The organism is Paracoccaceae bacterium Fryx2 (genome assembly GCA_032334235.1).
GTDB lineage: Bacteria > Pseudomonadota > Alphaproteobacteria > Rhodobacterales > Rhodobacteraceae > JAVSGI01.
This window is the reverse complement of record JAVSGI010000004.1, coordinates 100,603-110,980: the sequence shown is the minus strand read 5'-3', so window position 1 is coordinate 110,980 and position 10,378 is coordinate 100,603. Positions and strand designations below refer to the sequence as shown.

Annotated in this window: 12 protein-coding genes; all 12 read left to right on the top strand. The window is 62.2% G+C overall.

Features of this window, described 5'->3' with window-relative positions; all coding sequences use genetic code 11:
- The coding region (locus RNZ50_09195; protein ID MDT8855185.1) for a phage portal protein at window positions 1-1,304 on the top strand (1,304 nt) is incomplete at its 5' end.
- Entirely contained in the window at window positions 1,304-2,755 is a 1,452-nt protein-coding gene (locus RNZ50_09190; protein ID MDT8855184.1) for a S49 family peptidase, read from the top strand. The genes RNZ50_09195 and RNZ50_09190, both read left to right, overlap by 1 nt.
- A gap of 101 nt (window positions 2,756-2,856) precedes the next feature.
- Window positions 2,857-3,237, top strand: a complete 381-nt coding sequence (locus tag RNZ50_09185) for a head decoration protein (protein MDT8855183.1) — start codon at window positions 2,857-2,859, stop codon at window positions 3,235-3,237.
- Between the two features lie 92 nt (window positions 3,238-3,329).
- On the top strand, window positions 3,330-4,352 hold the full coding sequence (locus tag RNZ50_09180) for a major capsid protein (GenBank protein ID MDT8855182.1): 1,023 nt from the start codon (window positions 3,330-3,332) through the stop codon (window positions 4,350-4,352).
- An 11-nt stretch (window positions 4,353-4,363) separates the two neighbouring features.
- Entirely contained in the window at window positions 4,364-4,675 is a 312-nt protein-coding gene (locus RNZ50_09175; protein MDT8855181.1) for a hypothetical protein, read from the top strand.
- Window positions 4,672-5,301 carry a DUF6441 family protein gene (locus RNZ50_09170; protein ID MDT8855180.1) on the top strand — a complete coding sequence of 210 codons (630 nt, stop codon included), beginning with the start codon at window positions 4,672-4,674 and terminating at the stop codon, window positions 5,299-5,301. Before RNZ50_09175 ends, RNZ50_09170 begins: the two co-directional genes overlap by 4 nt.
- The gene (locus RNZ50_09165; GenBank protein ID MDT8855179.1) at window positions 5,301-5,717 is read left to right on the top strand and encodes an acyl-CoA transferase; all 417 of its coding nucleotides are present in this window, start codon (window positions 5,301-5,303) and stop codon (window positions 5,715-5,717) included. Before RNZ50_09170 ends, RNZ50_09165 begins: the two co-directional genes overlap by 1 nt.
- Window positions 5,718-5,743: 26 nt before the next feature.
- The gene (locus RNZ50_09160) at window positions 5,744-6,685 is read left to right on the top strand and encodes a phage tail tube protein (GenBank protein MDT8855178.1); all 942 of its coding nucleotides are present in this window, start codon (window positions 5,744-5,746) and stop codon (window positions 6,683-6,685) included.
- On the top strand, window positions 6,682-7,119 hold the full coding sequence (locus RNZ50_09155) for a hypothetical protein (GenBank protein ID MDT8855177.1): 438 nt from the start codon (window positions 6,682-6,684) through the stop codon (window positions 7,117-7,119). The genes RNZ50_09160 and RNZ50_09155 overlap by 4 nt, the downstream gene beginning before the upstream one ends.
- A 41-nt stretch (window positions 7,120-7,160) precedes the next feature.
- Window positions 7,161-7,355: a hypothetical protein gene (locus RNZ50_09150; protein MDT8855176.1), complete on the top strand. Its 195-nt coding sequence runs from the start codon at window positions 7,161-7,163 to the stop codon at window positions 7,353-7,355.
- On the top strand, window positions 7,352-9,790 hold the full coding sequence (locus tag RNZ50_09145) for a phage tail tape measure C-terminal domain-containing protein (protein MDT8855175.1): 2,439 nt from the start codon (window positions 7,352-7,354) through the stop codon (window positions 9,788-9,790). Before RNZ50_09150 ends, RNZ50_09145 begins: the two co-directional genes overlap by 4 nt.
- Window positions 9,791-9,798: 8 nt before the next feature.
- The gene (locus RNZ50_09140; protein ID MDT8855174.1) at window positions 9,799-10,374 is read left to right on the top strand and encodes a hypothetical protein; all 576 of its coding nucleotides are present in this window, start codon (window positions 9,799-9,801) and stop codon (window positions 10,372-10,374) included.
- The last annotated feature ends 4 nt before the right edge of the window (window positions 10,375-10,378 follow it).

Genomic DNA, 10,378 nt, shown 5'->3' with positions numbered 1-10,378 from the left:
GCGACGGGATCAAACCAATCTCGCAAATTGCGGATGCGGCGCGCAAGGAAGAGCTGCAGCGTCTTTGGCTGGCTTGGACAGATGAAGCAGACAGCGAAGGTCTGACAGATTTCTACGGGCTGCAGCGGCGAGCCGCGCGCGAAGTCTTTCTGGCGGGCGAAGTTTTCTTCAGGATCAGGCCACGGCGTGCGAACGATGGGCTTTCCGTGCCACTGCAATTGCAAATGTTGCCCGCCGAGATGTTGCCGCAGCACCAAACGGGAATGGCTGGTAACGGTAATGCTATCCGTCAGGGGATTGAATTCGACCGGGTTGGACGCCGTGTGGCCTATCACTTCCTTCGACGGCACCCCGGCGACAGCACCGATCTGGGATTGGCGGGGGAGATCGTGCAGGTTCCAACAAGCGAGGTGATCCATGTGATCGACCCCGTTGAGGCGGGGCAACTGCGTGGGGTCTCGAAGCTGGCACCGGCCATCGTGAAGCTGTTTTTGCTCGATCAATACGACGATGCCGAGCTGGACCGCAAAAAGGTCGCCGCGATGTATGCGATGTTTGTGACCTCCCCTGCCCCAGAAAACCCCCTGCTGCCGTCCGAGGATGACGACATGCTGGGCGGCTTCGAAATTAGCCCCGGCCAGGTCGTGCGGCTGGATCCGGGCGAGGATGTGACCGTGGGCCAGCCTGCAGATTCAGGGGCAACCTACGAGCCGTTCCAATACCGCACGCTGCTGCAGGTCGCCTCGGCGCTGGGCATTCCTTATCCTTATCTGACCAATGACATGGTGAAGGGGAACTTTTCGAACTCGCGACTAGCCCTTATCGAATTTCGGCGTCGCGTTTCGGCCTGGCAGCACTCTGTGATGGTCTTTCAACTTTGCCGTCCTGTCTATGCGCGCTGGATGGACGCTGCAGTGCTATCGGGCGCATTGGTTCTGCCCGGCTATGAGGCCAACCGGTCACAGTTGCTTGCGGCCAACTGGCTGCCGACCAAATGGGATTGGGTTGATCCCCTGAAGGATGCCAATGCCGAAATCGCTCAGATCGAGGCAGGGCTCAAATCCCGCACCCAAGCCATCGCCGAGCGCGGCTATGACGCAGAACAGGTCGACCGCGAAATCGCCGCCGAACGCAGCCGCGAGCGATTGCTCGGCCTCGACTTCCGCCGCCCCGGATCGCCCGCGCAAGGTGTGCAAGCTTTGCCGGGCCCGGATGAAAATGGAGACGAAAACGACGACAGCGACCCAACAGATGAAACCGATGACGCGCAAGACCCTTCGAGCAAGCCTGAGGACCAGACATGATGCTGCATGCCCGCATTGCCGCGCGCGCCTTCAACACGCCGCTGCTGGTTGAGCCCTCCAAAGCCATGGCGTTTCTTTCCGGCCTTGGACCACGCATCCTTGGGCGGCAGGTCGATATTGGTGACGAAAACGGCGGTCTGGAAGGCCTCGTCGTTCCGCCAGCGCGCGCCAGCATTCTAGCAGGTGGGATGCTGGACGATTACCGCCAGCAGGGTGAGGCCCCCTACGCGGTGGTGGATGGCATTGCTGTGATCGAGGTCTCCGGCGTGCTGATCCATCGTGGGGCTTGGATCGGACAGTCCTCGGGCCAGACCAGCTATGAAGGGATAGCAGCACAGATCGAGGCGGCTGCAAGCGACCCGTCCGTGCGCGGCCTCGCATTGGAAATTGACAGTTTTGGTGGCGAAGTTGCGGGTGTTTTTGACCTTGCAGATCGTATTCGTGCAATTCGCGCCATCAAACCCATCTGGGCTTTTGTGGCAGAACACGCCTTCTCGGCCGGTTATGCGCTGGCAAGTCAGGCGGACCGCATTCTGCTGCCGCGCACCGGGGCGGTGGGCAGCATCGGGGTCGTGGTGATGCACGCCGATCTCAGCGGTCAGCTTGATCAAGACGGGGTGCGCGTCACGCTGATCCACGCAGGATCGCACAAGGTTGATGCCAATCCCTACACACCCCTGCCCGCTGATATCCAAGACGACATTCAGCGCGAAATCGAGGTGCTGCGGTTTCTCTTTGCGGAAACGGTGGCAGCGGGGCGCGGCGCGCAGCTTAGCCCAGAAGCCGCACTCGCCACCGAGGCCGCCAGCTTTCGCGGGACCGAGGCTGTGGCGGCGGGTCTTGCCGACGAAGTCATCGATCTTGCGCGTGGGTTTGCCAGTTTTCGACAAAGCTTGTCTCCGATCCGCGCATCCGTCTCATCCCGCGTGGCCACCACGGCCCAAATTCAATCCCGAAAGGATCCTCTCATGCGCAACGACACCTTGCCACAGACCGAACCCGTCCCCGATGAAGCTCAAGACAGCCAAACGCAGAGTGATATTGCCGCAAATGGCGGCACAGATCCCGAAGTGCCACCCACTACAGCCCTTGTTTCCCAATCGCTCGCAGCCCCTCCCGCAGCATCAAACTCACCAAAAGCTGACCCGGCCTCCGCACTCCAGACATCCCTGCGGGCCGAACTTTCCGCCCAGCTTCGCCTTGAAGCGGCAGAGATCACCGAGATCGCAGCGCAAGCGGGACGGCTTGGCGTTACTATCGATGCAGCAAAAGCCCTGAGGGAGGGCACCACGCCTGCGGCGCTGCGCCGTTCAGTGTTGGAGCACGCGGCGGCCGCAGCCGATGCGCGGGATGTGGTGGCAATCACCCCCGCCCCGGCAGTTTCTTCGAACAGTGAAAGCCCTATTGTTGCCGCAGCCAAACGCGCCGCTGCCTCCGGCGCAAAACGCTAAGCGGTCCCACAGCCGCCATACTCCCACGACCATGTTAAGACTCCGCCGCTCCTGCCCAGCGGTAAATTGCTTATGCCTCCATCCCCAGAAGGATCCCCGACATGACCGTCCTGACCCAACCGCCCAGCCTGGGCGATATCCTCAAATATGAGCTGAACCCAAATTATACCCGAGAAACTGTCATTCTGTTGGCAGGAACCACCTATCCCGTGGGTGCTGTGCTGGGCCGCATCACCGCCAGCGGTAAATATAAGCTGGCCACCTCCGGCGGTACGGATGGCGCGCAGACAGCTGCCGCCATGCTGCTCTACCCGGTCGATGCCTCTGGCGCAGATGGCACCGGCCTTATCATCGCGCGCGGCCCCGCCATCGTCTCCAAAGCCGCCCTCGTCTTTGACGCCACCGTCGATGATGCCGCCAAAACCGCGACCAAGCACGGCCAGCTCGCAGCCCTTGGCATCATTCCGCGCGATACCGCTTAATCCAGATCGCGCAACGGCGCATCAGCCGGGCGGCTTCGCTGCCCATGATCCCCAAACCAAGGCTATCCCCACCCTTTTTGCTGGAGTTTCCCATGACCCTCACCCGCAACCCGTTTGACGCGGGCGGCTATTCGCTCGCCGAGATGACGCAGGCGATCAATATCCTGCCCAATCTTTACACCCGGCTCGGCCAGATCGGCCTCTTTCGCTTTGAGGGTGTCTCGCAACGCGCCATCGTGATCGAACAGCATCAAGGCGTGTTGAGCCTCCTGCCCTCTGTCCCCCTCGGCGCCCCTGCCACCGTCGGCAATCGTGAAGCCCGTTCCATGCGCTCGTTCGCGCTGCCTTGGATCCCGCATGATGATGTGATCCTGCCCTCGGATATTCAGGGCATGCCCGCACTCGGCGTCTCGGACGCAGCCGACCCGCTGGTTGAGGTGATGAACCGCAAGCTGCAGCTGATGCGGCGCAAGCATGCCCAGACTCGCGAATATATGGAGATGAATGCGCTGCGCGGCATTGTGAAGGATGGTGCTGGCACCACGCTTTACAATTACTTCACCGAGTTTGGCCTTGAGCAACTCGCCATCGACTTCATCTTTGGCACCGCCACCACCAATATCCAAGGCAAGGTCCGCTCTGTGTTGCGCGCGATTGAGGACAACCTTTTGGGCGAGACCATGACCACCGCGCATGCGCTGGTCAGCTCGGAGTTCTTTGACAAGCTGATCAGCCATCCCAAAACCGAAGAAGCCTACAAGTTCTTCTCCGCAACGGGCGGGCAGCCCTTGCGCGAGGACATGCGCCGCGCGTTTCCTTTCGCAGGCGTTCTTTTTGAAGAGTACAACGGCTCTGTCACCCTCTCGAATGGGACGGCAGAACGGTTGATCCCGGCGGGCGACGGCATTGCCTTTCCCTTGGGCACGTTTGATACCTTCACCACCTATGGCGGGCCGGCCAATCTCTTGGAAGCGGCCAATACCATTGGTCTGCCCCTCTACGCCCGCCAGCATCTTGATGAGAAGGGCCGCTGGATTGATCTGATGACGGAAAGCTCGATCCTGCCGGTCAACAAGCGGCCGCGCATGGCGATCCGGCTGACGAGTTCGACTTAAGGGCTGTCGTCATGCACGCATTTACTATGGCCCTTGATCTGCTCTTTGCGGATCCCAACCTTGCCCAAGAGGCGTGGTATCGTGATTGCGAAGGCCAGTTCACCAAGCTCCGCATCATTACCCGCAGTGCAGACAGCATCACGGACTTTGGGGCGGCAAGGCTCTGGTCCGAGACCTTCCGCTTTGATGTGCGCGTGCGAGAGCTGCCCAATCCCCGCTCGCAAGAGCAAATCCAGATCGGCGATGAGACGTTTCTAATTCAAGGCAAGCCTGTGCGCGACCGCGACCGGCTGATTTGGACAATTGAGGCGGCCCTAGCATGAGGATCAAACTCGATCTTGCGCCTGATCTGATCGCGGCGATGGCCGCCGAGATCAAAGCAGGCGAAAAAGCTGTCTCAACCGCCATGTATGAGGCTGGAACGGGGCTGAAGACCGCTTGGCGCGCTCAGATCACCGGGGCCGGTCTTGGGCGGCGGCTGGCAAACTCGATCCGGCTCGCCAGCTATCCCAAATCTGGTGACAGCCTGAGTGCGGCCGCTTTGGTGTGGTCGCAAGCGCCGGTGATCATTCGCGCGCATGACACCGGCCCGTTGATCCGGTCCAAGGACGGGTTTTGGCTGGCGATCCCTACAGCGGCTGCGGGCAAATCAGCCCGTGGTGGCCGGATCACTCCGGGTGAATGGGAACGCAAGCAAGGACTGAAGTTGCGGTTTATCTATCGCAGGCGGGGGCCGAGTTTGCTGGTGGCTGAAGGGCGGCTGAACAGCCGTGGGTTGGGTGTCGCGTCAAAGTCAAAGACCGGGCGCGGCATCGCAACCATGCCGATCTTTTTGTTGGTGCCACAGGTAAAGCTGGCGAAACGCCTTGATCTGGCGCGCGATGCAGGGCGGGCCGTGGACCGCGTGCCAGGGTTGATTGTAGCGAACTGGGTTGAGGGCAAAGTCTGATGACACGCGAAACCATCCTGACCGCTCTTGCGGATCTCTTGCGGCTGATCCCGTTCGTGCCGGTTCTGCGCGGCGAGGTCCTGCCTGAACGCGTGCCAACTTCTGGCCTCATAATCTTGCGTGATGGCGATCCGGGCGATCCGGCGGTGACGCTGTCGCCGCTTTTATATCACTTCCAACATCGCGCGGAGCTGGAGGTCATCGTGCAGGGTGTGGCCCGTGATGCGGGCTTTGCCACACTTTGCGGCCAGATTGGCGCTGTGATCTCTGGCGACCACACGCTTGGTGGCCTCTGCGATTGGGTTGAAGCGGAAGCGCCGCGCCCGGTCGATCTGCCCGTTGAGGGCGCGGCGAGCCTGAAGGCGGCGGTGATCACCATCGTCCTGCATTACACCACCACCGGCCCACTGGCCTGACACCCCATCATAATGAGGAGACCCCCATGGCACGAGCGCAAGGCGCGCGGGCGCAGATGGCGCTGGCGTTTGAGACTATTTATGGCACCGCCCCAACCGCGGGGTTCAAGCTGATGCCCTTTGCCAGTACCTCGCTAGGGGCTGAGCAACCGCTGCTGGCCTCGGACCTTTTGGGCTATGGTCGCGATCCGCTGGCCCCGATCAAAGATGCGGTGACGGCGGACGGTGATGTCTCGGTGCCGATTGATATCGAGGCGCTCGGGTTTTGGCTCAAGGCCGCCTTTGGCGCGCCCGCCACCAGCGGCACCACGCCTAAAACGCACACCTTCACCTCAGGGTCTTGGGCGCTGCCGAGCTTCTCGGTGGAAACCGGCATGCCGGAGGTACCGCGCTATGCGATGTATTCGGGCTGCATGCTGGATCAACTGAGCTGGACCATGCAGCGCTCGGGGCTGTTGACAGCGACGGCCAAGATCATCGCGCAGGGCGAGACGATTGCCACCGCATCAGGTGCGGGTACGCCCGCCGCAATCGCGCTGCAGCGCTTTGGCCACTTTAACGGCTCCATCAAGCGCAATGGCACAGCCCTTGGCCATGTGGTCTCGGCAGAGATTACCTATGCCAACAACCTTGAGCGGGTGGAGACCATCCGAGCAGATGGCAAGATCGATGGGGCGGATCCGGCGATGGCGGCTTTGACGGGTAAGATTGACGTGCGCTTTGCTGACAGCGCGCTGGTGACCCAAGCCATTGACGGCGCGCCTTGCGAGTTGGAGTTCAGCTACAGCCTTGGGGCCAGTGCCAGCCTCAGCTTTACCGCCCATGCGGTCTATCTGCCCCGGCCCCGGATCGAGATCCAAGGGCCGCAGGGCATTCAGGCCTCGTTTGATTGGCAGGCGGCGAAGGGGACGACGCCTGCACGGCTTTGCACCATTGTCCTCACCAACTCAGTCGCGAGCTATGCATGATAGAACTCAACCTTTCCAACGGGCCAAGATGGCTTGATCTCATCGCAAGCCTGCGTTTGCAGCTGCGCCCGCTGACCACCTCGCTGATGGTGGCCGCGCGCGCGGACCCTGCGATCCAAGACCTTGCCACTGGTGCCAGTGATGATGAACGCGCCGTGGCCTTTGCCAAAGCGCTTGCCCGCCTGGCCATTCTCGATTGGGAGGGGGTGGGCGATGCGAGCGGCGCGCCACTTGCACCTTCTGAGGCGGCCATTGATGCCCTGCTTGATCTCTGGCCGGTGTTTGAGGCGTTTCAGACCCTCTATGTTGCCAAAGGTCTGTTGATTGATGCGGAAAAAAACGGCTTTGCGCCCTTGCCGAGTGGTCCTTCGGCGGGGGTGACGCCTATTGCGCCGCCTGTGAGCAAGACTGCCTCGACTGCCCCAGCCGCGTAAACGCACCGCAGACTTATGAGGGCTGGCAGGTTTGGGACCTGGTGCAGCGCTTGGGCGGCCAGCTGCGGCTGGCGCAAGGGCCGTCAGGCAATGCGGTGATTGGCTGGGACATGGCGGCAGCCTTTGCGCTGGCCTCTGCGCTTGGGCTTTCGCCGCTGGCTGTGGCCGAGATGCTACCGGCTGTAGAGGCGGTGATGGTTCAGAAACTTAACGAGAGAATGGAACAAGGGCTATGACCGAAAAACGGGTCTCTGTGCGCCTCTCGGCCAGCGGCGGACGGCAAGTGCGCGCCGAGCTGGAAGGTGTGGGCGATGCGGGCAGCCGCGGCTTTGGCAGGCTGAGCCGAGAGATGGATCTGGCCAATGCGCGGCTTGCGGCGCTATCACGCCGGGCGGCCCTTGCGGCGGGCGTTATGGCTGCGGCCACAGTGGTGGCGGGGGTGGCCATGATCCGCTCTGGCCTGCAAACCGTCGATGCGCAGGCCAAAATGGCGCAATCTCTGGGCACCACGGTGGAAAGCCTGCAAGTGCTGGACCGGGCCGCTGATCTCTCTGGCGTCTCGATGGGCAATGTCGAGCAGGCCACGGTGCAGCTGACAAGGCGTCTGAGCCAGGCAGCGGCAGGTGCTGGCCCTGCCGTCGAAGCGCTTGACCGCCTTGGTCTGTCTGTCAGCGCGCTGCAAAGCCTGCCGCTTGATCAACGTATTGCCTTGATCCAAGACAGGCTGGCAGAGTTTGTGCCCGAGGCCGAGCGCGCGGCGGTTGCGTCACAGCTCTTTGGCGACCGCGCAGCCTTGGTGTTTACGCGCATTGATACCGCCACGCTGCGCCAAGCCACCGCTGACGTGACTGATTTTGGCATTGTTGTCTCCGAACAGGACGCAGATCAGATTGAGCGCACCAATGATGCAATCTCACGGCTGGGTCTAATCTGGCGAGGGGTGTCAAACCAGCTGGCGGTGGCAGCGGCCCCGGCCCTTGAGGCGGTGGCCAACGCACTGGCGGCGGTGTCCAAAACCACGGGACCGCTGGGCCAAGCGATTGCGGGTGTTTTCGACAATCTGGGACGGCTTGGCGCTTATGCGGCGACCTTTGCCACCTTCCTTGCCGGGCGCTGGGTTGCAGCAATGGCCATAGCGGCGCTGTCGGTGCGCGGGCTTGCCACAGCCCTTGTGGTCGTGCGGGGCGCGCTGATCCGCACCGGCATTGGCGCGCTGATCGTGGGCGCAGGTGAGTTGGTCTATTGGTTCACTCGGCTTGTTGCGGGTGCTGGCGGCTTTGGCGCCGCGATGGGGCTATTGAACGACGTCGCGGTCGAGGTCTGGGGCCGGATCAAAATGGCGGCCAGCTCGGCTGGGGCCGCGGCCACCGCGATGTTCTATGATCTGAAGGCGGACGCGGCCATGGGCATGGCGTCCGCAATTGAAAGCGTGGTGGGGTTTGGCAATGCGACAGCCAACACCTTTGAAGGCGCTCTTCTGGCCGTGAAAGAGATCTGGTCGCGCCTGCCCAGCGTGATTGGCGATCTGGTGTTCACAGCGGCCAACCGCATGCTCGACGGCATTGAGGCAATGCTGAACGGGGCCCTCGGGCAAATTGACGCCTTTACCGGCAAAATCCGGGATGCGCTGGCAGCTGTTGGGATCGAGACAGCCTTTGGTCAGATTGGCGAGATCAGCCTTGGCGATATTGCAAACCCCTTTGCCGGGGCCTCAGCCGAGGCGGGCACGGCGGCGGCAGAAGCGTTCCAGCGCGCCTTTGCCAAAAATCCCCTGACCGCCCCTGATCTTGGTCTGAGCGGCCTTGCCACTGACGCGCTTGCGACCGCGAACGGCTACCGCCAGGCCGCGAGCGATCTTGCCGCAGGGGCAACAGCGCCGCTTGCAAGTTGGCAGGCGCTCAAAGATGCCGTAAGCGGCAGTGGTGCTGCAGGCGCTGATGCGCTTGATGAGGCACAGGCCTCGGCCTCAGGCGTTGCGGATGCCTTGGACAGTGCCACAAACGCGGCCAACTCTGCAGGTGGGGCGGTTAAGGCCGCCGCTGAAGTGGCCAAAACTGGTTGGGCGGCCGTCTCACAATCCTTGGCGGACTATTCCAAGCAGGCGATGGACTGGGGCAAGGGGCTTGGCAGCACTTTGGTCAGCGGCTTTCAATCGGCTGAAACTGCGTTCAAGCAATTTATCACCACCGGCAAGTTCGACTTCAAGTCCTTGGTGTCTTCCATCCTTGCTGATCTGGCCACGCTGGCGTTCAAGCGCGCGGTTCTGGGGCCGATCGCCAACGCGCTGTCTGGGGTCTTTGGGGGTGGAGATATATTTGGCTCGGTTTTGCATGCAGGCGGCATGGTCGGGACTGGCGGAACCAGCCGCAGGGTTCCAGCGCTGGCCTTTGCAGCAGCCCCGCGGATGCATGCCGGAGGCTGGGCGGGCCTTAAACCCGATGAGGTGCCCGCAATCTTGCAGCGTGGCGAGCGGGTGTTGAGCCGTAGGCAGGCAGCGGGCTATGGCGCAGGCGGGGCGGCACCAAACATGTCGATCTCAATTGACGCGCGCGGCGCACAAATTGGCGTGGCCGAACAGATTGAGGCCCGCCTGCGCGCGGCGCTGCCCGAAATCGCGCGCATCGCCAAGCAAAGCGTCGCGGACGGGCGGCGGCGGGGTCAGGCGATATGACAATTCCAGTGTTGCCGCTGGTGCTGGTGTCCGCACTTGAGCGGCAGCTGGTTACTTCCGTGGCCGAGGCACGCTCACCCTTTACCGGCACGTCGCAAATCCAAGACTGGGGCGCATCATGGTGGGAGTACCAGATTGAAATGGCGGTGACGCAAGGCGCCAATGGCCGCAGCCTGTCTGCGTTCTTTGCCGCTTTGGGTGGTTTGCGGGGGCGGTTCCTGTTTCCCGACCCAACGATTGAGGTGCTGGCGGGGGCGGGTAATCCTTATGTTACTGAGATGCAGGCGGCGGGCAGCGCAACGCTACACACGGCAGGCTGGGGACTCGGCCTGCGCGCAGGGGATTTTTTCCAGTTGGGATTGGACGCGACGACACGGCTTTATCAATTGACGGCGGATGTGACGCCAGTGGGTAGCGAGGCCGAACTGGCGTTTGTGCCGTCCTTGCGCGCTGTTGTTCAGGTTGGCACGCCGATTGGCCTGAATGCCCCGTCCGTTCTTCTTCGGCTAACGGCGCCGGTGCCGACGGTCATTGGCCGGGCGGATCAGCACCGGTTTACGATCTCAGCCCGAGAGGCGCTTTGAACTG

Coding starts and splice junctions, on each gene's coding strand:
- RNZ50_09145 (MDT8855175.1), top strand. CDS start 7,352: ATGACCGAAAAACGGGTCTCTGTGCGCCTCTCGGCCAGCGGCGGACGG.
- RNZ50_09180 (MDT8855182.1), top strand. CDS start 3,330: ATGACCCTCACCCGCAACCCGTTTGACGCGGGCGGCTATTCGCTCGCC.
- RNZ50_09175 (MDT8855181.1), top strand. CDS start 4,364: ATGCACGCATTTACTATGGCCCTTGATCTGCTCTTTGCGGATCCCAAC.
- RNZ50_09165 (MDT8855179.1), top strand. CDS start 5,301: ATGACACGCGAAACCATCCTGACCGCTCTTGCGGATCTCTTGCGGCTG.
- RNZ50_09170 (MDT8855180.1), top strand. CDS start 4,672: ATGAGGATCAAACTCGATCTTGCGCCTGATCTGATCGCGGCGATGGCC.
- RNZ50_09155 (MDT8855177.1), top strand. CDS start 6,682: ATGATAGAACTCAACCTTTCCAACGGGCCAAGATGGCTTGATCTCATC.
- RNZ50_09185 (MDT8855183.1), top strand. CDS start 2,857: ATGACCGTCCTGACCCAACCGCCCAGCCTGGGCGATATCCTCAAATAT.
- RNZ50_09160 (MDT8855178.1), top strand. CDS start 5,744: ATGGCACGAGCGCAAGGCGCGCGGGCGCAGATGGCGCTGGCGTTTGAG.
- RNZ50_09190 (MDT8855184.1), top strand. CDS start 1,304: ATGCTGCATGCCCGCATTGCCGCGCGCGCCTTCAACACGCCGCTGCTG.